Source organism: Methylobacterium bullatum (assembly GCF_014845095.1).
GTDB classification, from domain to species: domain Bacteria; phylum Pseudomonadota; class Alphaproteobacteria; order Rhizobiales; family Beijerinckiaceae; genus Methylobacterium; species Methylobacterium bullatum.
On record NZ_NKUG01000147.1, the window covers coordinates 1 to 23856 of the forward strand.

A 23856-nucleotide genomic window follows, 5' to 3' on the forward strand; every position below is an offset into this window, starting at 1 on the left:
TCGAGGTTGAACGAGTAGCCCGTGGGAATCACCAGGCCCACGACGGAATCCGAGGCGCCGAGGCGGCGCATCTTCGTCATCATGTGCGGCAGCACCGTCTCGGAGGACGAGGTGCCGAGCACGATGAGGAGCTCGTCCTTGATGTAGGCCAGGAACTTGAAGATCGAGAAGCCGGCCACCCGGGCGATGCCGCCCAGAACCAGGACCACGAACAGGAAGGCGGTGACGTAGAAGGTTCCGACGAGCCAGGCGAGATCGATCACCTTGCCGATGCCGTACTGACCGATGGTGAAGGCCATGGCGCCGAAGGCACCGATGGGGGCGAGCTTCACCACGAGGCCGATGATGCGGAAGAAGACTTGGCCCGCCGTGTCGATGGCGTGCGTGATGGCCTCGCCCCGCTTGCCCATGCCGGTCACCACGACGCCGGTGAGGATTGAGATCAGCAGGACCTGAAGCAGGTCGCCTGTGGCGAAGGCGTCGAAGAAGCTCTTCGGGATCAGCGCCATGATATGTCCGGTGACGGAATCGTCGGCCGCGATCTTGGCGTATTTCTCGACCGATTTACCGTCGAGCTTAGTCACATCGGCATTGAAACCGGCTCCCGGCTTCACCACTTCACCGACGAGGATACCGATGAGAAGCGCAATGGTGGAGACAACCTCGAAATAGACCAGCGCCTTCAAGCCAACGCGGCCGACCTTTTTCAAGTCGCCGATGGAGGCGATGCCGTGAACGATGGTACAGAAGATGATCGGCGCGATCATCATCTTGATCAGCGCGATGAAGGCGTCGCCCAACCACTTGACGGACTTGCCCCATTCGGGGTGCAGATATCCGAGCAGGATGCCGAGTGCGATGGCGATCAGCACCTGGATGTAGAGGACCTTGTACCAAGGTTCGTGAGGTGTCGGTGCTGCCGGCGCGCTGCCTCCGGCATGGACGGTGGTCTGAACCATGTTCCCTCACAGGCGCCTCGTTGGGCGCACGCTCGTCTGTCTTGCCGAGACGCTAGCGAGTTTAATCCCTAGCCTCAACGCGGCTATGAGAGATTATCTTTGTTTCCCGCCGAAACCGTGAGGATGGGCTGCTTCTGTAACGCGACGGGCTTCTGCCGCGCTATTGCATACAATCGTTGGTGATCGACTTGTCCGAATATGCCCGGTGCCGCCGGGTCCTCGCGAAGAGCCCGGAGATGGGCATGCCCCACCTCCGGTCCCAAGGGTTCAGGTCTGCGGAGTACGGCGGGGACGTACGGTCCAGCGCTCGAATTCGGCGGCCGGATCGTCGTCGCGTGCAGGAGCACGGGACGGCTGAGAGGCACCCAGAGCCTGAGACAGGCTCTCGATAACGTCGTCGATGCGGGCATCGGTGCGGATCGGAGTGTCCGTGGCGGTCTCCTCCGCGGCGGCGGGCTCTTCCCGACGCTGCTCGCTCCGTTCCTCAAGGACGGGTTGGGGCGCGGGCTCTTCCACCGGGAGGGCAGCGGGAGCAGCGGCCTTGGCAGCCAGAGCGGCTGCACGGCGGTTCGCCCGAAGGGTCGCCTCGTCCTCGCCGGCCTTCGGCGGTGGGGCATTGAAGCGGCCGAAACCGAAGCGCGGCTCGAGCAGATCGAGGATCGCTTCGAGGGCGGCGTTGTTTAGGGGAACCTCGCCGGTCTGAGGCACACCCTGGATCGCCACGGTATGGCGGTCATAGGCGGAATTCTCGGAGACGTCCTCGCCGAACCAGGCTGGGGGTACGAAAGCGGCGGCCTGGGCGGTGTCGTCGAACACGACGCTGAGCAAGTCGAGGGCTCCCGGTGTCGCGTAGCGGTCGACGAGCGCCTCGCGGCCGTTGCCGAGCGCGAGCACGGCGCGGTCGTAGATCGCCTTGCCTGAGCAGACATCCAGAAGGGCATCGCCATGGGCGCGGGGAACGTCGGTCCGCTCCTCGCTCGACGTTCCATCCGGCGCCGTCGTGACGAGAACGAGATGGCAGTTCTGGCCATCGACGCGGACATAGGACGTGCGACCGGCCTGGGGAGCGAAATAGCCCTCGGTGATCTTCGAACCGCCGCGCTCCTTGCGGATCAGGCGGACGAGCGAAGGTGCGACCAGAAACCGACGAACGACACTCATGTATTCTCTCCCCCCGGATCGGCTCATCATGGCAGGCCCTCCTCCGGAGCGCCGCGCCATGGGCGCAACGTCGGCGCCGTTCGAAGCCATACCCTGTTTCGGCAGCGACGGAATGCCCGGCCTGTGGAAACCAGCCGGCACGAACCGTCCGAATTCGATCGTTTTCCCGCCTCGCACCGCCGACGGCACACAAATGGGAAGACCACTTCCCTTCGACTAAGAAAAAATGGGACTAAATCAAGGCCGGCCTCGTAAGCCCGGCCCCGATTTTTATCCTTTTATACCAATGAGCTCACGCATTCGGCTCGAAACGCAGTGAAATGCCGTTCATGCAATAGCGCAGCCCCGTCGGCGCCGGGCCATCATCGAAGACGTGGCCGAGATGACCTTTGCAGTGGGCGCAGTGCACTTCGGTCCTCACCATCCAGTGGCTCCGGTCGGTCGTCGTCTCCACCGCGCCGTCGATGGGATCGAAGAAGCTCGGCCAGCCGGTGCCGGATTCGAATTTCGTGGTGTTCTCGAATAACGGGGCATCGCAGCCGGCGCAGTGGAACGTGCCGGGGCGCTTCTCGGCATTGAGGCAGCTCGTGCCCGCCCGCTCCGTGCCGTGCTCGCGCAGGACACGGTACTGGTCCGGCGTCAGGATCTCGCGCCACTCGTCCTCGCTGCGCTGGACGGTGCCTGCCTGGGTCTCGCTCATGATGGCCTCCGGTTCATCGGGATATGCTGGAGAAATAGGACTCCCGAGGCCGTCCCGCACCCTGTCACGCGGCCGCGCCGATCGTGTCCGCCATCCGTGCCTCGCGGTCGCCCATGGGCTTCTCCGGCCCCGTCGTCGTGTCCCGAGCCGTCTGATGCTCCATCTCGGCATTGATCTCGGCACCGAGGAGCACGATCGTCGTCGAGATCCAGATCCAGGTCATGAAGCCGATGGCGGCGCCGAGCGAACCGTAGGTCTCGTTGTAATTGCCAAAGCTGCCGACATACCACGAGAACAGGATCGAGGCGGCGAGCCAGAGGATGCCCGCCACAGCGCCGCCGGTGCCGACCCAGCGCCAGCGCGGCCGCTCGCGGCTCGGGCCATAGCGGTAGAGCAGCGAGAGGCCGCCGAGCAGGACGACAAGGAGGAAGGGCCAGCGCAGCAGGGCGATGAGCCTCGCCCCCTGCCCGAACCCGAAGAAGTTGAAGATCACCGGCAGTACGACGATGCTGGTGAGCGCGAGGATGGTGAAGAGGAGCGCCCCGACGGTGAAGGTCAGGGAGCGCAGGTTCAACATCACGAAGGAGCGCTTCTCGTCTTCCTCGTAGACCACGTTCAGAGCATCGAACATCGCCTTCATGGCGGCGTTCGCACTCCAGAGCGACAGGACGAGGCTGGAGAAGAACGTCAGGCCCAGCGTGCCGTTGTCCTTGGCGGCGATCCGCTTCACCTGCTCTCCGATGATGTCGATGGCGCTGGAGGGCAGCACGCCCTGCATGCTGGAGAGGTGCTCGTTGATGGCGCCGACATCGGCAACGAGGCCGTAGCAGGAGACCAGGGCGGCGATGGCGGGGAACAGCGACAGCAGGGTGAAGAACGTCACCCCGGCGGCCACCGCGAGCACGCGGTCCTTGTTGAATTCCAGGTAGACGCGGACGGCGATGTCCTTCCAGCCGGCGCGAGTGATCTCGGTCGGGCTGTCTGCGGCACGGCCGCGATGGACCTGTGTCGCCGCGACCCATTCGGCGCTGCGTCCACTATGCGAGCGGGCGCCTTCGTCGCGTCGCGTCTGAGGCGGTTCGGCCTCACGCCTGGCGCCGCGCGACCGCGGTGCCAGCGACAGGGCGACGAGCGCCGCCCCCATCGCCAGAGTCCAGACCACGGAATGGGTGGAGCCCGGCCCCGTGGGCTCGGGACGGTGAGGCTGAGACGAGGGCATGACGGCAACCGGTACGGAGACGGCGCGAGCTTGGCCGTTCGATGACGAGAACCGCCGGCCCGCCAAAGCGTTCCGCCGTCTTACCCTTCAGCGGCGATAGAGATCCGCATGCGCCTCGCGCAGCAGGTTCTTCTGCACTTTGCCCATGGCATTGCGCGGCAATTCGTCGGCGAAGAGGACGCGCTTGGGGCATTTGAACCGCGCGAGGCGCCCTTCGAGGATGCGGAGGATCTCCTGCTCCCCCGGCGAGTCTGGACGCGCGACGACGATGGCCGTGACGCCCTCGCCGAAATCCGCATGGGCGAGGCCGATCACGGCGGATTCGACGACGCCCGGAAGCGCGTCGATCTCGTTCTCGACCTCCTTCGGATAGACGTTGTAGCCGCCGGTGATGATGAGATCCTTGCCGCGCCCGACGATGTGGACGTAGCCGCGCTCGTCGACCTTGCCGAGATCGCCGGTGATGAAGAACCCGTCCGTCTTGAATTCGGAGGCCGTCTTCTCGGGCATGCGCCAATAGCCCTGGAACACGTTCGGCCCCTTCACCTCGATCATCCCCACCGTGTCGGCGGGCAAGGCCCGTCCCGTCTCGGGATCGACCACCCTGAGCGAGACGCCCGGCAGGGGCAGGCCCACCGTGCCGGCGATGCGCTCACCGTCATAGGGGTTCGAGGTGTTCATGTTGGTCTCGGTCATGCCGTAGCGTTCGAGGATGGCGTGGCCGGTGCGGGCCTGCCAGTCCCGGTGCGTCTCGGCGAGGAGCGGGGCCGAGCCGGAGACGAACAGGCGGATCGTCGCCGCCGCTTCGGGGGTCAGGCCCGACTCCTTGAGGAGGCGCGTGTAGAAAGTCGGAACGCCCATCATCGAGGTCGCCCGGCCCATCAGGGCGAGCACCTGCTTCGGGTCGAATTTCGGCAGGAAGATCGCCGTGGCCCCGGCGAGCAGCACGATGTTGGTGGCCACGAACAGGCCGTGGGTGTGGAACACCGGCAGGGCATGGATCAGCACGTCGTCGGCGGTGAAGCCCCAGGCCTTCACCAAGGTCACGGCGTTGGAGGCGAGATTGTCGTGGCTGAGCATGGCGCCCTTGGAGCGCCCGGTGGTGCCCGAGGTGTAGAGGATCGCCGCGAGATCGTCCGGGCCGCGCTCGACATCCGCGAAAGCGGTGCCGGCCGCGTCAGCCGCCTCGGCCATGCTACCGCGCCCCGCCCCGTCGAGGGTACGCAGGGCAGGCACCTTCGCCTCGGCGGCGACCGGTTCGAGAGCGGCGAGCCGGGCGGGGTCGCAGACGAACAGGGCCGGCTCGGCATCCGAGAGGAAATACGCGATCTCGGGGGCCGTATAGGCGGTGTTGAGCGGCAGGAAGACGGCGCCGGCGCGAACGGCGCCGAGATAGAGTAACACCACCTCGGCGCTCTTCTCGACCTGGACGGCGACGCGGTCACCCGTCTTCACCCCGAGCGCCTTGAGGGCGGAGGCATAGGCGGCCGAGCGGTCGAGCATGTCCGCATAGGTGATCCGTGCGCCGTCGCCGGTCTCGATGAAAATCCGCGAGGCGGGATCGGCGGGCAGGCTCGCCCGGATGAGATCGAAGAGATGGTTACGCATGACGTCGTCCAGCCGTTATCGAACGGACAGCCGTGGCCGGACGACGCCTCGAAATCAAGCCTCGGCCAACGCCACGGCGCGAATCGGCGGCAGGTTGGTCCTGAGTTCGCGGCTCACGCTGCTCGATGCCGCCACGGTGCCGAGATTGGCATAGGTCTCGTGGTTCTTCTCGATGGCCGAGAGATCGTAGAGGTAATTGACCATCAGCCCGCGCGACTGGCCGAGCCCCTTGGGCGAGACATCACCGAGGAAGTTGAGCCGCTCCAGGCGGGCTCCGTTGCCGAGATGGAACCGCGCCACGGGGTCGAGGGGCTTGCCTCGCTCGTTCTTGGCCCGCAAGAAATAGGCGGCGGCGGCGGGGATCATCACCTTCTTCACCGCATCGGACTTGGCCTTGTCGGCGTGCCAGCCCGGCTCGTCGATGGCCCGCAGAGCCTCGACGTCGTCACGGGTCAGGCCCTGCGGCGAATCGGAGCGGCGCTCACGGTCGAGCCAGGCAGAGAAGCCGGGCACCGGCGACAGGGTCACGAAGGTCTTGAGGCTCGGGATCTCGCGGGCGAGATCCTCCACCACCTGCTTGATGAGGAAATTGCCGAAGGTGACGCCGGCAAGCCCCTTCTGGCAGTTCGAGATCGAGTAGAAGATCGCGGTGGTGGCGGCCCGGGTGGGCAGGGGCTCGCGCCCATGCGCGAGGATCGGCGCGATGGCCGGCGCGATGCCGTCCGTGAGCGCCACTTCCACGAAGATCAGCGGCTCGTCCTGCAAGGCGGGATGGAAGAAGGCGAAGCAGCGCCGGTCAGTGGGTTCGATGCGTCGGCGCAGCTCGTCCCAGCCCGCGATCTCATGCACCGCCTCGTAGCGGATGATCTTCTCGAGGATATGGGCGGGGGTGGTCCAGTCGATGTGGCGCAGCACCAGGAACCCCCGGTTGAACCACGACGCGAACAGGTGCTCGAAATCGCTGTCGAGGCTGTCGACGGCATCGACGAGGTCGGGATCGGCCTCGCTCCCGCGCAGGTCCTTTCGCAGGACGAACAGGTCCTCCCGCATCCGCACCAGGGCGAGGGTGCCGTTGCGGGCGAGGTTGAGCCGGCGGATGAGTTCCTGGCTGCGCGGCTCGGCCGCCTCGTGGAGCACGCCGAGGGCGGCGCGCGTCGGGTCTCGACGATAGGCGGCGATGGCATCGTCCACCGCCTCGTGATCGGCGCCGAAGACGGTGGCGATACCCTGCAGGAAGACGAGCCGTTCGGCACGCGCGAGGCTGGCGTAGCGTTCGAGGATCAGGCGGGCGAGCGCAACGCCCGACGCCTCGCCGCGCCGGGAGATCAGATCCTCGCAGAGCTTGATGAGCTCATGCGCATTGGCCTTTGAGGCGAGGTCGCCGCGGCCGATCCCGATGAGATCGCGACCACGGTCGCTGATGGTCTGAAGCAGGTCGCCGAAAAACGAGATCGCCGCCATGGCTCGCCGCCTGCTCCTTGCCCCTGTCGCAAGTTCCGCGAGATGCCGAACCCGCCGAACACACGTGCAAGCTCCAGTCTATGTCGCAGACCGACCGAGGGCCAGGGCTTTGACCGCGGAACCATGCCGCAGCCGCTGCGAGTTGGGGAAACGAAGCGACGACCCAATAACCGTCTTCCCGAAGTCCTGTACTCACTTTCGGGTCGGATCACCTGTCGTGTCAGGCTTGAGCGGCCTCAATGGCAACACGATCGGCCCGCTCGCGCCAATCCTCGACGCCATGTTGGCGCGCGAAACGAAGTTCCGCCGCGCGTTGAGCCCGGCGAGGATCACGCGCCCGTGAAATCTCGACACATCCGATCGTGAACGGCACGCCGAGAATTTGCTTGGCGAAGCTGACTCGGTAATTCGGCATTCCAAACTCCGTTGTCGATACGCGGTGTTGCCCCCTGGACTTGAAGACCGACTCGTCTCGACGGTCGGGAGTGTGACAGAACGACTTGGCTCCTGCCAAGCGGGACTTCGCCACAGAGACGCGCCACGTCTTTATCCGGTAACGATTCGTATATGGGGATCGACGCATCCGATGGAAGGTGTGGCCCGTCGCGGCCCGCTCTCTGACGTGGGACCATTTCGCGCGCCCACGGGTTGCCCCCGCGCGCTGGCGCCCCTAACCGGAGGCACACGCATCCCGTCGCTCACGGACCCGCCCCACCGGATGACGAACAATTCATCGCTTTTCCATCGGCTTGGCACGGCGGACGGCGCCGCTCCGGTGCGAGCCTGAGCATGCAGCCCGGCACCGGTTCCGGCCACGGCTTCACCGCCAGGGCGCGCTTCGGCCTGACCCTGATCGCCGGGGGCGCCGTCGCCAACATCTACTACAACCAGCCCCTCCTCGCGGTTCTGGTGAGCGAGTTCGGTGAGCGTGCCGCCCTCCTCGTTCCCACCGCGTGCCTCGTGGGCTACGGGCTCGGCATTCTCGGCCTCGTGCCCCTCGGGGATGCCTGGCCGAGGCGGACGCTCATCGTGGCGCAATTGCTGGGCCTGAGCGTGGCGCTTCTGGGTGCCGCCCTCGCGCCGACCCTCGCCTTCCTGACGGTCGCCTGTCTCCTCATCGGGTTTTTGTCCTCGGCCGCTCAGCAGGCGGTCCCCTTCGCGGCCGAGCTCGCGCCGGACGAGAGCCGCGGCCGGATGGTGGGCCAAGTGATGACGGGCCTGCTCACCGGCATCCTCCTCGCCCGGACGGTGAGCGGCTTCGTGGGCGCGCATTTCGGTTGGCGCGCGGTGTTCTTCGCCGCCGCTGTCGTGGCCCTGGTCATCGCCGCCGTGGCGGCCGCGACTCTACCGAAGACGAAGCAGACCAAACCGCTGCGCTACCGCGCGCTGATGCTGTCGATCCTGCATCTCGTGAAGACGCAGCCCATCCTGCGCAATGCCAGCCTCTCGCAGGGCCTTCTTTTCGCGAGCTTCAATGCGTTCTGGGCGACCCTGGCCCTCCTGGTCGAGGCTCCGCCCTTCGATCTCACCGCCGCCGGCGCCGGCCTGTTCGGCGTGATCGGGGTCTGCGGCGCCTTCGTCGCCCCGCTCTCCGGACGCTATACCGACCGGAAGGGCGCCCGACCGGTGGTCGTCACCGGCGCCGCTCTCGTCCTCGCGTCGTTCCTCGTCCTTTGGCTCGGGGGGGAGGTCTCGCTGGTGGCGGTGGCCGTCGGCGTTCTGCTCATCGATATCGGCCTCAACGGCGCGCTCATCGCCAATCAGACCCGAGCCTACGCCCTCGTCCCCGGAGCGAGGGGCCGGGTCAACACTGTGCTGTTCACGGTGATGTTCGTATTCGGGGCGCTGGGGGCCTTCGCCGGCTCGCAGGCGTTCCTGATGGCCGGGTGGCCCGGCGTCTGCGCGGTCGGCGCCCTGCTCTCGGGCGGGGGTCTCCTCGTGGCGATCTTCGACCGGTCGCGGACGAAGCCCGCCTGATCAGGCGGGCTTGAGGACGCGGGACAGGCGGCACCATTCGCCCTTGTCGGCCGGCAGGCCGAAGCGCAGCCAGTGCGGGTTCGCCTCGAACCGGCGGACATAGATCCCGGCCTCGCCGAGGCGCCGGAAAAGACTTGGCGCGTCGTCGAACGCAGCCGTGCGGAACAGGCAGGTGCCGCCGACGATGCGCCCTCCCCGGCAGGCGAGCAGCCGGTCGAGGCGCAGCGCGTCGGCGTGGCGATCGATGGCCGCCTCCCGCAGCCAGGCCTCATCGGACAACGCTGCCCGGCCGATGGCGAGCGCCGGCCCCGGCACCGCCCAGGGGCCGAGTGCCGCGCCGATCCGCAGGGCGAGCGCCGGCTCGGCAACGGCGAAGCCGAGACGGATGCCGGCAAGGCCATAGGTCTTGCCGAAGGAGCGTAGCACCACCAGGCCGGAGCTCGCTCGCGGTGCGAGGGACTCCACCGCTTCGAGGTCGATGAAGGCCTCGTCCACGACGAGCCAGCCTCCGCGCCGGGCGAGCCGTCCCGCGAGGTCGAGAAGCGTGGAGGCCTCCCAGCTCCGGCCATCGGGATTGTTCGGGTTGACGACGACGACGACGTCCGCCCCCTCGGCCTGGGCCGGATCGGGCACCAACGTCACGGCATGTCCGCCCCGGAGCCACGCCGCCTCGTGCTCGCCATAGGTGGGACCGATGACGGCCACGCGCGAATGCGGCCTCAGGCGCGGCAGCGTCTCGATGAGAATCTGCGTGCCGGGCGCCGCCGCGACTCGGGCCGGATCGGCGACGCCATAGGCATGGGCGGCGGCGGCGCACAGGGCGTTCAGGTCGGCGCGGGAGGGAAGTCGCCGGAACGCGCTGGCCTCCAGCGGCGGACAGGGATACGGGACCGGATTGATCCCGGTGGAGAGGTCGATCCAGGGCAGCTCGCCGTGCGGGAACAGCGCCTGGGCGGCATCGAGATCGCCCCCATGGGCGATGGGCCCGCCACGCCCGCTCGCCTCCTCCGTCCCGCTCATTGCTCTTCCATCACCCTGCCGCACCGAACCCCATTCCCGAACAGATGACCTGGACCGCCCTCGCCCATCCGCCGGACACGCTCGTGGTGCTGGGTCTCGCCCTCGCCATCGAGGCGGCGGCGGGCTATCCGGACCGGCTCTACAAGGCGCTGGGCCATCCTGTCACCTGGATCGGCCGCCTGATCGGCTGGCTCGACCGGACGCTCAATACGGGCAGCGGGAGACGGCGGCGCGCGGCGGGGATCCTCGGTCTCCTCATCCTCCTGGGAACGGTCGCGGCAGTGTCCATCGCCGGAACGGCGCTCGCCGCCGCTGCGGGTCAAATCCCGGCCATGCTGCTCCTCGGCCTCGCCTGCGCGAGTCTGCCGGCACAACGCAGCCTCCACGACCATGTGGCCCGCGTCGCCATGGGCCTCCGCGCAGAAGGGCTGGCGGGCGGGCGGCGCGAGGTCTCGATGATCGTCGGGCGCAACCCGGAGAGCCTCGACGAAGCCGGCATCTGCCGCGCCGCGATCGAAAGCCTGTCGGAGAACTTCTCCGACGGCATCGTGGCCCCGGCATTCTGGATCGGGATCGGCGGCCTACCGGGAGGGGCGCTCTACAAGGCGATCAACACCGCCGACAGCATGATCGGCCACCGCACGCCCCGACACGAGGCCTATGGCTGGGCCTCGGCCCGCCTCGACGATCTCGTGAACCTCCCGGCCTCGCGGCTCTCGGCGGGGTTGATCGTAGCGGCGTGCCTCCTCCATCCCGGGACTTCGGCGGCGGGGGCGTTCCACGCCGTCCGGCGCGATGCGGGCCGTCACCGCTCGCCCAATGCCGGCTGGCCCGAGGCGGCGATGGCGGGCGCGCTCGGTCTGAGGCTGGCGGGGCCGCGCATGTACGGCGCCGATATCGTGGACGATGCCTGGATGGGCAATGGCCGGGCGGAGGCGGGTCCGCGCGATGTGGAACGGGCGCTGGCCTTGTACCGCATCGCCTGCGCGATACTTTTCGGATGTATCGTCCTCGGCGCATCTATACTCAAGGTTGTTTTGATATAATTGAGGTCACTCACATTCCTATGGGCGGGCGGGCAATGATACGGACTGGTCTTCTGGCGATCCTGCTTTTCCACGGAGCCGCCGCGCCGGCTCTCGCGGCGGGAGGCGTCATGCGCGACCTCGTTCCGGTGGACCCGCCCTACACGATGACGTCCGGTCTGAACGGCAAAAACGGCAGACCCGCCAAAGACATCAGCGGCATAGCCTGCATGCCGCAGAAGGACGGCAAGCGCCGCTGCCTCGTGGTCAACGACGAGAATACCGGCGCGCAGTTCATCACCATCGAGGGGCATACGATCACGCCAGGCGCCGATATCGACCTCGTCGGCGGGGGACCGAGCCCGAACACGCTGGGAACCCCGCCCTCGAAGAACGGATGCTCCGGCGGAGAGGGCAAGTTCGACGATCTCGACGGCGAAGGCGTGGCCTATGCGGCTCCCTACTTCTACGTGGTCGGCTCGCACGGTTGCTCGCGCGGCAAGGCGAAGTTCAAGCTCTCCACCTTCGTGCTGGCGCGCATCCGGGTCGACGCGAACGGCGAACCGGCGGGACCGGATGCGGTGGAGACCACCTACCGCCTGGGTGATGCGCTCGGACTGGCGGAGACGGTCAGCGCCTACTACACGCAGGATCTCCAGACCGATGACGGCGACGCGACGCCCAACGGCCTCAATATCGAGGGGGTCGCCGTCGACGGGACGCGGCTGTTCGCCGGGCTGCGCGCGCCGTCCCATGACGGCAAGACCTTCGTCGTCGAGGCGGATGTGGGCGCTCTGTTCGCGCAGGGGCACGAGCCGCTCAAGGCGGCCCCGCAGGTGATCCCGCTCTCCGTCGGCCGCGGGGCCGGGATCCGCGATCTCGCCATACTGCCCGACGGGCGGCTCCTCGTCCTCACCGGGCCGGCTCAAGGACAAACCGACGTGCCCTACAGCCTGTTCGCGGCCGGCGCGTCCGTCAATGCCAAGCTCGAGCCGATCGGACGTCTCACCGGGGCGGAAAAGGGCGCCAAGGCGGAAGGTGTCGCCGTGCTGGGCGACAAGCGCATCCTCGTCATGTTCGACAGCGTCAAGGATGGCGGACCGCTCGAATACACGCTGCCCTGACGGATCAGGCCGGGCGCGGCGCGGTTACATCGCCTCGGCGCAGGGCGGACAGCACCGCGAACATCAGGCTCGCCCCTCGAACGGGGCCTTATGGGGCGAGCCTACGCCGCGAAACCGCTAACGCGCCAGCGCCAGCAGGCGGTCGCAATCGACATGAGCCTCGATGTGTCGCGCCAATTCGTCGAGGACGCGCTCGACCCCGCTTTCGTAGGAATGGCCGTCAGACGCCGCCCCCAGGCGCGCGAGCCAGGCGGCCCGCTGCCGGTCGTCGGAGAAGAGGCCGTGGACATAGGTGCCGCTGACCCGCCCGTCGGCAGAGACGGCGCCCTCCGCCCGCCCGTCGGCGAAGCGCAGCAGCGGCGTCACCGTGTCCGGACCGGCCGTGTCGCCCACATGCATCTCGTAGCCGTTGAACGGCAGATCGTCGGCCAGCGTCCGGCCGCTCACCGCTTCGAGCCGCTTCAGCGGCGTCATCACCGTCTCGACGTCGAGCAGGCCGAGCCCGGCGACGCTGCGCGGCTCGCCCTCGATCCCGTGCGGGTCACTCAACGTCCGGCCCAGCATCTGGTAGCCGCCGCAGAGCCCGAGCACATGACCACCGCGCCGGATATGGGCGCGGATATCCACGTCCCAGCCCTCGCGGCGCAGGGCGTCGAGGTCGTCGATCGTGGTCTTCGAGCCCGGCAGTAGGACCAGGGCGATGTCGCCCGGAATCGCCTCGCCGGGCCTGACCAGCACTACTTCCACCTCCGGCTCCGCCCGCAGCGGGTCGAGGTCGTCGAAATTGGCGATGCGCGGCAGGACCGGCACCGCGACGCGGACCCGCGTGCGGGCGGTGGCGACGGAACCCGCGAGACCGAGCATGTCCTCGGCGGGCAAACGGGCGGCAAGGGGGAAATGCGGCACGAGGCCGAGCGCGGGCCAGCCGGTCGCCGTGGCGACGATGTCCATGCCGTCGGCGAACAGGCTCGGGTCGCCGCGAAAGCGGTTGACGAGAAATCCGGCGATCATGGCCGCATCCGCCGCGTCGATCACAGCCTTGGTGCCGACGAGACTGGCGATGACGCCGCCCCGGTCGATATCGCCGAGCAGGATCACCGGCGTGTCGGCGGCCCGCGCGAAACCCATATTGGCGATGTCGCCGCGCCGCAGATTCACCTCGGAAGCCGAACCGGCGCCCTCCACGATCACGAGATCGGCCTGAGCCTTCAAGTGTGAAAAACTCTCCAGCACGGAAGCCAGCAGGCGCGGCTTCCAGGCCTGATAGTCTCGGGCCTTCGCGGTGCCGGCCATCCGTCCCTGCACCACCACCTGGGAGCCGGTCTCGCTCTGGGGCTTCAGCAGGACCGGATTCATGTGGATGGAGGGCGCCACCCCGCAGGCCCGCGCCTGCAGCGCCTGGGCCCGGCCGATCTCGCCGCCATCGGCGGTGACGGCCGCGTTGTTCGACATGTTCTGCGGCTTGAACGGCCGCACCCTGAGCCCGCGCCGCGTGAAGGCGCGGCACAGGCCGGCCACGATCAGCGACTTGCCGACATCCGAGCCGGTGCCCTGGATCATGAAGGCGCGGGCGGTCATGCGATCGGGTCTCGTCCGGTGTGCCGAGGGGCGTCGGCGAGCCCTAGCACGGCCGCGTCAGGGCCGCGACGGCGGGCCGGCGCCGCAGGCGGGATCGGCAGGCCGCCCGGCCCGGCGGAAATCGAGGATGGCGGAGGCGTAGGTCTCGACCACCTCCGAGAACGGCACCCGCTCGGCCGTGAACAGCACGGCGCGATGGCTGAACAGCCGGTCCGGAATCGCGAGCGGCGCGCAGGCGGGATCCGGCGGGACCGCTTGATCCCACCCGGGCGGCAAGGGCTGCCAGAGACGGTCCGCCCCAATGGTCTGGCGGGTGGTTCCCAGGGCTTGCACCGCCCTGCCGAACGGCGTGTCCGTGGTCTCGAGCAGGCGGTTCATCTTCGGCGTCAGCCGCTCGGGCACGTACCAATTGTCGGCCTCCGACAGGACGTGGTCGCCGCAGGCGAGCCGGACGCGGCGGTATTTCAGGACGGTGTCGGGTCCGGCGGCGAGGCGGCGGCGCGTCTCTTCCGAGGCGGGCTTGTCCACATCGCGCAGGAGGGTCGCCGTGAGCCGCGGGTCCGTCGCCATGCCGTGCTCGGAGCACCAGCCTTCGAGCGTCGCGGTGGCGCTGCGGCCCGCCAGGAGCCGCGCATTCAGCCCCTCCATCACCGCCAGCGCCTCGACCCGGCCGAGATAGGTGTCCGGCCAGGACGTGACGGATTGGGCGGATGCCGCACCGGCACCGGACAGAAAAATCGTGAGAGGAACGAGGCAGCGCCGGAAGCAGCGACGAGACACAACCCAAGGGCGATTTAGAATAATACTATACACGTTGACGAAGCCGTGCAAAAGTTGCGGGACCGAAGCCCGCGACGCCAGGTGATCTCTCGTGGAGCTCATCTTTCCCATCGAGTTCCTCGTCAGCGGCACACCGGTCTCGTTCCAATCGGCCCGACCGAGTTCCAAATCGCAGTGGAAGCAGAAGGTCCGGGCGGCAAGCGACGGCTCTTTGCCCGAGAACCACTTCGCCTGCGAGGGCAAACTCGCCGTGACGCTGTTCTACTTCCCGGTCGGCCCCGTGCAGGGCGACGTGGACAATATCGTCAAACTGGTTCTCGATGCCCTCAACCAGCATATCTACATGGACGATTCCCAGATCGAACGGGTAGTCATCCAGAAGTTCGAACCGCAGCGGGTGTTTTCTTTCACGCAGCCGAGCCCACTCCTGGCGGCGGCTCTGTCGGCACAGAAGCCGATCCTATACGTAAGGCTTTCGGACGATCCCTTCGAGGAACTGGCATGAGCGGCATGGAATCAGAACGGCCGGTCCTCGACCTCATCATCCCGGCACTTACGGATGCCGGCTACGAGGTCTATACTCACCCTTCACGCCAGCTTCTGCCCTCCTTCATGGGCGACTACGTTCCAGACGCCATCGCGCTTGGCAAACCAAAGAATCTGGCGATCGAAATCGTACGGGATGGCACGCGATCCGGAAGCCGGGAAAGGGTCGCTGACCGGTTCCTCGGTGTCACCGATTGGGAGCTTCGGATCTACTACGCCCGCTCCGGCGGCGGCGTGCCCGCCATCGACGGCGTGACGCCAGACATCATCGACCGCACGATCACGAAGGTCGAGGCCCTCATCGCGGCCGGCCAGATGGAAGCGGCTCTGCTGCTAGGCTGGTCGACCTTCGAAGCCATCGGGCGGGCCTTGATTCCGAACCGCCTGTCACACTCTCAATCGCCCGCACGGCTGATCGAGGAGCTCGCGGGCGAAGGCATCGTGACGCCGGACGAGGCGGATCGTCTTCGTCCCATCGCGAACCTGCGCAACGCCGTCGCCCACGGGGCCTTGCAGCGCGACCTCGATCGCACCGCCCTGGAGGATTTCGTCGCCACGCTGAAGCTCGTCCTCCACGAGAACCAGCCGGTCGGCGCTGGGGCCTGACCGCGCCCAGTAGTCAGAACTCGATCCCCTCCTGTGCCTTCACCCCGGCGGCGAAATGGTGCTTCACGCTGCCCATCTCGGTGACGAGGTCGGCGGCCTCGATGAGGGCCGGCTTGGCGTTGCGCCCGGTGACGATGACGTGGAGATCGGGCCGGCGCGCCCGGAAAGCCGCCACCACGGCGTCGATGGGCAGGTAATCGTAGCGCAAGGCGATGTTGAGCTCGTCGAGGAGGACGAGGCGGATGGTCGGGTCGGCCATCAATTCCTCGGCCTTGGCCCAGGCATGCTCGGCCGCCGCGATGTCGCGGGCTTTGTCCTGAGTCTCCCAGGTGAAGCCCTCGCCGAGCGTATGCCATTCGATCTGGTCGCCGAAAGCCTTCAGCGCGTGCTTCTCGCCGGTGTCCCAGGCGCCCTTGATGAACTGGACCACGCCGACCCGCCAGCCATGGCCCAAGGCGCGCAGGAGGAGGCCGAGCCCGGCCGTGGTCTTGCCCTTGCCGGGGCCGGTATTGACGATGAGAAGGCCCTTCTCGATCGTCTTGCCCGCGACCTCGGCGTCCTGCACAGCTTTGCGCTTCTCCATCTTTTCGCGGTGACGGTCGGCCTCCGGGTCGTTCGTGTCTGACTCGCTCATGCGGCTGCTCCGGGTTGGGGTTTCACGATCATCGGCAATCCCGCCACCATGAACACCACATGGTCGGCCCGCGCGGCGAGGCGCTGGTGCAGGCGCCCGGCCGCGTCGCGGAAGCGGCGGGCCAGCGCGTTGTCCGGCACGATACCGAGCCCGACCTCGTTGCCGACGAGCACCACCGGCCCCGGCGCGCGATCGCAGGCCTCGATCAGGGCGGCGCTCGCCGCCTCGATATCGGCCTCGGACAGGATCAGGTTGGTGAGCCACAGGGTCAGGCAATCGACCAGCACCGGCCCGGTCGCCGCGGCGACGGCCTCGGCCAGGTCGATCGGCACGTCCCGGGTGATCCAATCGGCCGAGCGGCGCGACCGGTGAAGGGCGACGCGCTCGCGCATCTCGTCGTCCCAGGCCTGCGCGGTGGCGAGGTAGAGCCAGGGCGCCGGATGGGCTTCGACGAGGCGCTCCGCGTGCAGGCTCTTGCCCGAGCGAGCGCCGCCGAGGACCAGTGTCATTCTTGGGGAAGGCTGCCGCATGGCTTCCTTTAGCGCGAAACCGCCCTGCCCCGTCAAAGGCGGTAAAACGCTTTGGCGGCGCGTTGTCAGCGGTCGCGCGAGCGCGTAGAAGCGAGGTTCGGACGGTGCCCCGGCGACGGGGTGAAAAGGGAATGCGGTGAGGGCTCGCGCCTGAAACCGCAGCTGCCCCCGCAACTGTGAGCGGAGACGGGCCTGCCATCGGCCACTGGAGCGATCCGGGAAGGCGGCAGGACCGGATGACCCGCGAGCCAGGAGACCTGCCATCCGAAGGGGACCACATCGTCCTCCCGCTCGATCCTCGAACGCCGCCGGCGGGGCGGCCGGAGACCTGACACGATGACCACCAACACCCTCGTCCTCACCGGCACCCGTAGCAACGAGCGTCTCGGCGCGGTGCTCATGGCCGCTTTCCTCGGCCTCGGGCTCGTCTTCATGGCCGGCTTCGCCCCGGCGATGGCTCTGCACAACGCGGCCCACGATTTCCGGCACGCCCAGAATTTCCCCTGCCACTGACCGCCACGCGCTCAGTCAGGACCTGATTCCATGATGATCCGACTCGTGTCGGCGGCCCTGGTCGCCGGCTTCCTGGCGGCTGTCGTCGCCACGGGCTTGCAGTTCGCCCTCACCTCGCCGCTGATCATCGCGGCCGAGCGTTACGAGAGCGGCGAAGCCACTGCGCCGGCCGCGCAGTGGATGCCGCGCGGCGCCTCGCCGGCCTCCCTCATCGTGCCCGTCCATTCGGGCCACGACCATGGCGGCAAGACGGACGGTGTCGAAGGCGGCGAGGTCGCACCGGCCTGGCAGCCCGGGCCCGGCCTGCCCCGTATGGTCTTCACCGCCCTCGCGACCCTGGTCGGCGGCGTCGGCTATGCCCTGTTGCTGGGCGCGACTCTCATCGCCTGCGGGCGCGAGCCGAGCCCGGAAACCGGCCTGCGATTCGCCATCGCGGGATTCCTCGCCGTGGCTCTCGCCCCGGCCCTCGGCCTGCCGCCGGAATTGCCCGGCATGGAGGCGGCTCCGCTCGCCGAACGCCAGTTCTGGTGGATCATGACTGCGGCCGCCACCGCCATGGGGCTCTACCTCATCGCGATCCGCCGCTCCCCCATCGCCATCGCCGGAGGGATCGTGCTCCTCGTCGCACCGCATCTGGCAGGCGCTCCGGAGACGAGCCACGCCGCCTCCGCCCTGCCCCCGGGCTACGCGGCCCAGTTCGCCGCTCGGTCGCTGGGCATCGCCTTCGTGTTCTGGGCGGTGATCGGCCTCGCCTTCGGCTGGGCCTGGAACAGCGTCGGGCGCAAGAACCCGGCGACATCGCATGCCTGACGAGGACATCCCGGCCGGCAACGCGGTCGTACTCTACGTCTGCGCCACCTGTCGCACGGCCGGCGACACGTCCGAGCCCCGCGCCGGGGCCCGCCTCGTCTCGGCGTTGCGCGAAGCGGTGACGGAAGCCGCGATCGAGGGCATCGCCGTCGAGAGCGTGGATTGCCTCTCGGTCTGCAAGCGACCCTGCACGGTCGCCGTGGCGTCCGAAGGCCGCTGGACCTACGTCTACGGCGATCTCGACCCAGTCGAATCGGCCAGAACCATCCTCGCGGGCATCGGCCTGTACGCGGAGACGCCCGACGGCATCGTGCCCTGGAAGGCACGGCCGGAAGCGTTCCGCAAAGGCGTCGTCGCCCGCATTCCCCCGTTTCCTCCGCCGCGCGCGGACAGAATTCCGGACGCCGCCGAATGAGCATCGTCGAGAAGATCCCCTGCACGATCGTCACCGGCTTCCTCGGAGCCGGCAAGACGACCCTCGTGCGTCACCTCGTGGAGAATGCCGGCGGTCGTCGGCTCGCCATCATCGTCAACGAGTTCGGCGATATCGGCTTCGACGGATCGTTCCTGGCCGCCTGCGGCATCGAGGGCTGCCAGGACGAGGACATCGTGGAACTGGCCAATGGCTGCATCTGCTGCACCGTGGCGGACGATTTCGTGCCGGCCCTGAACAAGCTCCTCGACCGGGCCGACCCGCCGGAGCACATCCTCATCGAGACGTCAGGCCTCGCTCTGCCGAAGCCCCTGGTCCAAGCCTTCCACTGGCCGGCGATCCGCTCGCGGGTGACCGTGGACGGGGTGATCGCGGTCATCGACGGCCCCGCCGTCGCTGCCGGCTTCTTCGCCGACGATCCGGCGGCCCTCGCCGCCCAGCGGGCCGACGATGCCAGCGTCGATCACGACAACCCGCTGGAGGAGGTGTTCGAGGACCAGCTCCTCTGCGCCGACCTCGTAGTCATGAACAAGGCTGACCTCCTCGACGAAGCCGGCAAGGCCAAGGTCCGCGCCGAGGTGGAGCGCCAGCTGCCGCGCGCGGTGAAGATGGTCGAGGCCGAGCATGGCCGCCTCGATCCGCGCGTGATCCTCGGTCTCGGCGCCGCCGCCGAGGACGATCTCGACGCCCGCCCCTCGCATCACGGCGAGGGCGAGGATCACGATCACGACGATTTCGACTCCGTGGCCATTGCCGTGCCTGCCACGGCGAGCGCCGAGGATCTGGCCGCCCGCGTCGCCCGCGCCGCCGAGACCAGCGGCGTCCTGCGGATCAAGGGCTTCGCCGAGGTCACCGGCAAGCCGATGCGCCTCGTGGTCCAGGGCGTCGGCGCCCGCATCGCCCATCATTACGACCGCCCCTGGCGGGCGAGCGAGAACCGCGACGGCCGGCTCGTGGTCATCGGGCTGAAGGGTTTCGACCAAGGGGCGGTGGCAGCCGCCCTGGCGGGGTGAGCGCGTTGACCGCCCGACGGATCCCGGCGCGCGGGTGCCGCGGCCTCGTGGTCGCGTCCGGCCTGGCGGCTCTCGCGGCGATCGGTGGGTGCTCGGATTCACGTCCGCCCAAACCGGAGTTTCAGGCCTCGGACAGCCGGGCGATGGCACGCCTCTCTCCGGTGGCTCGCCCTCTCGCCCAGACGGGCGATGCGAAGCTCGCCTATACCCACGACCTGACCATCGGATTACCGCCCCAGCGGGTGAACCCGCATTTCGAGGCGGCCCGCGACCGCTGCCTGAACGAGGCGGCCCTGAAATGCATCCTCGTCGCTGCGTCCATCGACGATGGCCGGAGGCCTGCGGGCCGTCCGCAGGCCCAGGTCCAGGTCCGACTGCCGCATGAATCCGTTGCTCCCTTCATGGCCTTCGTCACGTCGCCCCTGCCCGGCGAGGCGACGGGCGACGTCGTGCTCCGGAGCCAGTCGACGCGTGCCGACGACCTGACGGATGCCATCGAGGATGGCGGCCGGCGCTTGGCCCAGCTCACCGCCTATCGCGCCCGGCTCGATGCGATCGCCGCACGGCCCGACCCGCGCGTGGAGGATCTGATCCGCATCGCGCAGGAATTGGCGCAGGTTCAGTCGCAGATCGAGGAAGCCGATGCCAAACAGCGCGGCCTGAGCCAGCGCGTCGACACGGAGCTCGTCTCCGTCGCCCTGCGCTCCGACGAGGCGCGCGCCGGGCCCCTCGCCCCCGTGGAGGAAGCCTGGGCCCAGGCGGGCCAGACCTTCGGCGCGAGCGCAGGATCGGCCTTGCGCTTCGTCGTCGCCGGCCTGCCATGGTTACCGCTGGTGCTGATCGGCGTGCTTCTCCTTCGCGCGCTGTGGCGCCGGCGCGGCCGCCGAAGCGCCATGACCGAGCGGACGTCCTCCAGGGCACAGCCATGACGGCGCGCCGCCCATGCATCTGATCCGAATCGACACGGTCTCCCTCGACGAAGGCGAAGCCGCCATCGATCTGGGCCAGGCGCCCGGCGACATCGTGTTCCTGTCCTTCACCGATTCCGACCTCTCCGGCATGGCCGGCGCGCATGCGGCCGAGCGGGAGGCAGCGGCACGGGACTCGTCGGCGAGCGACGTCCCGACGCTCCGCCTCGCCAAGCTGGCCCGGCTGCGCCATCCGATGTCCGTCGATCTCTACGTGGACAACGTCATCGCGCGGTCGAAAGTCGTGGTCATCCGCTGCCTCGGTGGCCTCGATTACTGGCGCTACGGAGTCGAGCGCGCCGCCGCCGCGGCTCGCGCGAACGGCGTGAAGCTCGCCGTCATTCCGGGCTGCGACAAGCCCGATCCCCGCCTCACCGCCTTCTCGACGGTGGCTCCCGAACTGGTGGAGACACTCGAGGGCTATTGCCGCGCGGGCGGGTCCGACAACCTGCGCCGGATGATCCGGCGCCTCTCCCTGGAGATCGGGCACGCGGTCGACGCGCTGCCGCCTGTCGCCCTGCCGCGCGGCTTCGCCTGGTGCCCGGGTTGCGGACCGGTCGCACACGAGACCGCCCTGGCCGCCGCAGGTCGGGATCGCCCCCTCGCCCTCATCCTGGTCTATCGGTCGGCGGTGCTCGGCGGCGACACCCGGCCCGTGGCCGACCTCATCGCAGCCCTCGGTGAGCGCGGCATCGGTGCCGCCACCCTCGCGGTCGCAAGCCTCAAGGACGCGCTCGCCCTCGATGCCGTGCGGGAAGCTCTGGCCGCGCGAAGCCCGGACATTGTCATCGCGGCAACGGCCTTCTCGGCGCGGGAGGATGGCGGCTTCGTCCTTGATGGCGCCAACGCGCCCATCCTTCAAGCCTACACGATCGGGGCCTCACGGGAGGCCTGGGAGGCCTCGGCGCGGGGCATGAACGCCGCCGACCTCGCCATGCAGGTGGCGCTTCCCGAATTCGACGGCCGGCTCTCCGGTTTCCCGATCTCGTTCAAGGAGGACGGGCCGGAACTCGACGGGTTCAGCGAGCGCCGCGCTGTTCCCTTCTCGGCCGGTATCGCGGCCCTGGCCGACCGCGCCTCGGCCTGGGTGGCGCTGAAACACCGGCCGCGCGCAACGCGTCGCCTCGCCCTGGTCCTGTCCGACTACCCTGCCCGTGGCGGCCGGGCGGGCTTCGCCGTGGGGCTGGACACGCCGGCGAGCGCGGGAATCATTACGGAGACGCTGCGGCGGGCCGGCTATGCGGTGGGCCACCTGCCGGAGCCGGACGCTCTGATGCACGCGCTGACGAAGGAGGCTCCGACCTTCGCGGTGCCGCTCGCGGCCTATCGCGACTGGCTCTTCACACTGTCACCGGACGAGCGGGACACGCTCGATCGACGGTGGGGCGAGCCGGAGGCCGACCCGGTCTGTGTCGACGGGGCGTTCCGCTTCCCGATGGTCGTGGCCACTATTGCTCCCCCCCCCCAACGACCTCATCCTGAGGTGCCGGAGCGCAGCGCCGGCCTCGAAGGAGGCTTTCAGCTGCCTCAGAGAGATCTGGAAGCCTCCTTCGAGGCCGCTGATGCGGCACCTCAGGATGAGGCCATTGGTTGGATGAGAGGACGTCTCGCCGTCTTCCTTCAGCCCGATCGTGGCCGGGCGGCCGACCGCAAGGCGGGCTATCACGACCCCGACGAGCCGCCGACCCATGCCTATCTCGCCTTCCATCTCGGATTGCGGGAGGGGTTCGACGCCCTGATCCATCTCGGCACCCACGGCACCACCGAATGGTTGCCCGGCAAGGCGGTGGCCCTGTCGCCGGCCTGCTGGCCGGCGCGGGCGATCGGGCATCTGCCCGTGATCTACCCCTTCATCGTCGACGATCCCGGCGAGGCGGCCCCCGTGAAACGCCGGCTCGGCGGTATCGCCCTGGGCCACCTCACGCCCCAGACCGAATGCGCCGGCCTGACCCCGGAGGCCGCGCGGCTGCGCGAACTCGTGGAGGAATATTCCTCGGCCAGCGTCCTCGACCCGCGCCGGGCCGAGATCATCGCCCGCACGATCCTCGACGATGCCGCCGATGCCGGCCTTCTGTCGGGCGCCGGGATCGACGCCGACACTCCCATGGCCGACGCACTCACCGCCCTCGACGCGCATCTGTGCGACCTCGGCGAGGTGACCACCCGCGACGGGCTCCACGTGTTCGGATCGGCACCGGACGACGCGCCGGCCCCTGTGAAAGCCTGCGCGGCCGCCGAGCGCGAGGGGCTGCTGGCGGCCCTCGACGGACGCTTCGTTCCCCCCGGCCCCGCCGGCTCGCCCTCGCGCGGTCGGACCGACGTGATGCCCACGGGGCGCAACCTCACTACTCTGGATCCGCGCAGCCTGCCGACGCGGGCCGCCACCCTGCTCGGCGCGAAAGCCGCCGACGCGGTGGTGCGGCGCTACCTGCAGGACGAGGGCGATTACCCGGCCCGCATCGTCATGGATCTCTGGGCCTCTCCGACCCTCCGCACCGGTGGCGAGGACGTGGCGCATGCCCTGGCACTCATGGGCGTGCGCCCGACCTGGGACCACGCCTCCACCCGCGTCACCGGTTTCGAGGTGATGCCGCTGGCACTTCTCGACCGGCCGCGCATCGACGTGACCCTGCGTGTCTCGGGCGCGTTCCGCGACACCTTTCCCGAGACCCTCTCTCTCCTCGCCCGCGCGGCATCTGCCGTCGCCGAGCGCGACGAGGAAGACGACGAGAACCCGCTCGCCGCCGCGCGCCGCCGGGGCGAGGCCCCCGCCCGTGTCTACGGCGCAGCACCAGGCCGCTACGGCGCCGGTGCCGGCGAACTCGCCCTCGACGGACAATGGCAGAGCCGCGACGATCTCGGCCGAGCCTATCTCGACGCCACCTCGCACGCCTATGGCGGGACCGAGGACATGGCCGATACTGGTTTTGCCGCCCGCGTCGCGCAGGCCGACGCCTATGTCCACGCCTTCGACGTGGCCGAACGCGACCTCCTCGACGGCGACGCCGCGGCCGATGCCATGGGCGGGTTCTCCGCCGCCGCCGCGCTCGGCGGGCGCGCTCCCACGCTCTACAGCCTCGACGTGGCCGACCCGGAAAAGCCCAAGGCGCGCACCGCCCGCGAGGATGCGGCGCGCCTCATCCGCGCCAAGCTCGCGAACCCGCGCTGGATCGCGGCGCAGCTGCGCCACG

At 68.8% G+C, this 23856-nt stretch carries 23 protein-coding genes and 1 riboswitch; of the genes, 11 read left to right on the forward strand and 12 right to left on the reverse strand.

The window, feature by feature from the left end:
• The 7 genes from MBTS_RS19245 to MBTS_RS19275 form a co-directional block, all read right to left on the reverse strand.
• The coding region (locus tag MBTS_RS19245; protein ID WP_192216262.1) for a cation:dicarboxylate symporter family transporter at positions 1–959 on the reverse strand (959 nt) is incomplete at its 3' end.
• A 267-nt stretch (positions 960–1226) separates the two neighbouring features.
• Positions 1227–2120: a CYTH domain-containing protein gene (locus tag MBTS_RS19250; RefSeq protein WP_056140140.1), complete on the reverse strand. Its 894-nt coding sequence runs from the start codon at positions 2118–2120 to the stop codon at positions 1227–1229.
• 292 nt (positions 2121–2412) lie between these two features.
• Positions 2413–2820 carry a peptide-methionine (R)-S-oxide reductase MsrB gene (gene msrB / locus MBTS_RS19255; RefSeq protein WP_018045245.1) on the reverse strand — a complete coding sequence of 136 codons (408 nt, stop codon included), beginning with the start codon at positions 2818–2820 and terminating at the stop codon, positions 2413–2415.
• 64 nt (positions 2821–2884) lie between these two features.
• Complete coding sequence (locus tag MBTS_RS19260; protein ID WP_147832581.1) at positions 2885–3964, reverse strand: YihY/virulence factor BrkB family protein; 1080 nt, start codon at positions 3962–3964, stop codon at positions 2885–2887.
• 162 nt (positions 3965–4126) lie between these two features.
• Entirely contained in the window at positions 4127–5647 is a 1521-nt protein-coding gene (locus MBTS_RS19265; RefSeq protein WP_147832574.1) for a malonate--CoA ligase, read from the reverse strand.
• Between the two features lie 54 nt (positions 5648–5701).
• Positions 5702–7108, reverse strand: a complete 1407-nt coding sequence (locus MBTS_RS19270) for a malonyl-CoA decarboxylase (RefSeq protein ID WP_056140133.1) — start codon at positions 7106–7108, stop codon at positions 5702–5704.
• Between the two features lie 220 nt (positions 7109–7328).
• Positions 7329–7523: a hypothetical protein gene (locus MBTS_RS19275; RefSeq protein WP_082472996.1), complete on the reverse strand. Its 195-nt coding sequence runs from the start codon at positions 7521–7523 to the stop codon at positions 7329–7331.
• Positions 7524–7897: 374 nt separating this feature from the next.
• Here MBTS_RS19275 and MBTS_RS19280 point away from each other — a divergent pair, with 374 nt between their 5' ends.
• Complete coding sequence (locus MBTS_RS19280; RefSeq protein WP_056140130.1) at positions 7898–9085, forward strand: MFS transporter; 1188 nt, start codon at positions 7898–7900, stop codon at positions 9083–9085.
• Here MBTS_RS19280 and cobD read toward each other — a convergent pair whose 3' ends face one another.
• A complete protein-coding gene (gene cobD, locus MBTS_RS19285) occupies positions 9086–10105 on the reverse strand; it encodes a threonine-phosphate decarboxylase CobD (RefSeq protein ID WP_147832575.1) in 1020 nt (339 codons plus the stop codon).
• A gap of 44 nt (positions 10106–10149) precedes the next feature.
• On the opposite strand from cobD, the gene cbiB reads away from it, so the two are divergent.
• Together cbiB and MBTS_RS19295 are read left to right on the forward strand one after the other, a co-directional pair.
• Complete coding sequence (gene cbiB, locus MBTS_RS19290; protein ID WP_147832576.1) at positions 10150–11151, forward strand: adenosylcobinamide-phosphate synthase CbiB; 1002 nt, start codon at positions 10150–10152, stop codon at positions 11149–11151.
• A 110-nt stretch (positions 11152–11261) separates the two neighbouring features.
• Positions 11262–12254, forward strand: coding sequence for a DUF3616 domain-containing protein (locus tag MBTS_RS19295; RefSeq protein WP_147832577.1), 993 nt, complete (start codon positions 11262–11264; stop codon positions 12252–12254).
• Positions 12255–12371: 117 nt separating this feature from the next.
• On the opposite strand, the gene MBTS_RS19300 is transcribed toward MBTS_RS19295, so the two are convergent.
• Both MBTS_RS19300 and MBTS_RS19305 read right to left on the reverse strand, forming a co-directional pair.
• Positions 12372–13832, reverse strand: a complete 1461-nt coding sequence (locus tag MBTS_RS19300; RefSeq protein WP_187273436.1) for a cobyric acid synthase — start codon at positions 13830–13832, stop codon at positions 12372–12374.
• Between the two features lie 57 nt (positions 13833–13889).
• Positions 13890–14612: a hypothetical protein gene (locus MBTS_RS19305; RefSeq protein WP_246689455.1), complete on the reverse strand. Its 723-nt coding sequence runs from the start codon at positions 14610–14612 to the stop codon at positions 13890–13892.
• A 91-nt stretch (positions 14613–14703) separates the two neighbouring features.
• Here MBTS_RS19305 and MBTS_RS19310 point away from each other — a divergent pair, with 91 nt between their 5' ends.
• Both MBTS_RS19310 and MBTS_RS19315 read left to right on the forward strand, forming a co-directional pair.
• On the forward strand, positions 14704–15117 hold the full coding sequence (locus tag MBTS_RS19310) for a RusA family crossover junction endodeoxyribonuclease (RefSeq protein ID WP_147831946.1): 414 nt from the start codon (positions 14704–14706) through the stop codon (positions 15115–15117).
• Positions 15114–15764, forward strand: coding sequence for a hypothetical protein (locus MBTS_RS19315; RefSeq protein WP_192216263.1), 651 nt, complete (start codon positions 15114–15116; stop codon positions 15762–15764). The genes MBTS_RS19310 and MBTS_RS19315 overlap by 4 nt, the downstream gene beginning before the upstream one ends.
• A 13-nt stretch (positions 15765–15777) precedes the next feature.
• Here MBTS_RS19315 and cobO read toward each other — a convergent pair whose 3' ends face one another.
• On the reverse strand, positions 15778–16398 hold the full coding sequence (gene cobO / locus MBTS_RS19320; RefSeq protein WP_018045259.1) for a cob(I)yrinic acid a,c-diamide adenosyltransferase: 621 nt from the start codon (positions 16396–16398) through the stop codon (positions 15778–15780).
• Complete coding sequence (gene cobU, locus MBTS_RS19325; protein ID WP_238254046.1) at positions 16395–16907, reverse strand: bifunctional adenosylcobinamide kinase/adenosylcobinamide-phosphate guanylyltransferase; 513 nt, start codon at positions 16905–16907, stop codon at positions 16395–16397. The genes cobO and cobU overlap by 4 nt, the downstream gene beginning before the upstream one ends.
• 106 nt (positions 16908–17013) lie before the next feature.
• Positions 17014–17207: riboswitch (cobalamin riboswitch) on the forward strand.
• 57 nt (positions 17208–17264) lie between these two features.
• Between cobU and MBTS_RS19330 the strand changes: the two genes are divergently transcribed.
• The 6 genes from MBTS_RS19330 to cobN all read left to right on the forward strand — a co-directional run.
• Complete coding sequence (locus MBTS_RS19330; RefSeq protein WP_018045261.1) at positions 17265–17441, forward strand: CbtB domain-containing protein; 177 nt, start codon at positions 17265–17267, stop codon at positions 17439–17441.
• A gap of 30 nt (positions 17442–17471) precedes the next feature.
• Positions 17472–18251 carry a CbtA family protein gene (locus tag MBTS_RS19335; RefSeq protein ID WP_192216265.1) on the forward strand — a complete coding sequence of 260 codons (780 nt, stop codon included), beginning with the start codon at positions 17472–17474 and terminating at the stop codon, positions 18249–18251.
• Entirely contained in the window at positions 18244–18666 is a 423-nt protein-coding gene (locus MBTS_RS19340; protein WP_192216266.1) for a DUF1636 family protein, read from the forward strand. Before MBTS_RS19335 ends, MBTS_RS19340 begins: the two co-directional genes overlap by 8 nt.
• The gene (gene cobW / locus MBTS_RS19345; protein WP_147831935.1) at positions 18663–19697 is read left to right on the forward strand and encodes a cobalamin biosynthesis protein CobW; all 1035 of its coding nucleotides are present in this window, start codon (positions 18663–18665) and stop codon (positions 19695–19697) included. Before MBTS_RS19340 ends, cobW begins: the two co-directional genes overlap by 4 nt.
• Positions 19698–19840: 143 nt before the next feature.
• On the forward strand, positions 19841–20626 hold the full coding sequence (locus tag MBTS_RS19350; protein ID WP_238254044.1) for a DUF4349 domain-containing protein: 786 nt from the start codon (positions 19841–19843) through the stop codon (positions 20624–20626).
• Positions 20627–20639: 13 nt separating this feature from the next.
• Positions 20640–23856, forward strand: a 3217-nt coding sequence (gene cobN / locus MBTS_RS19355; protein WP_192216267.1) for a cobaltochelatase subunit CobN, incomplete at its 3' end; no start/stop codon positions are given.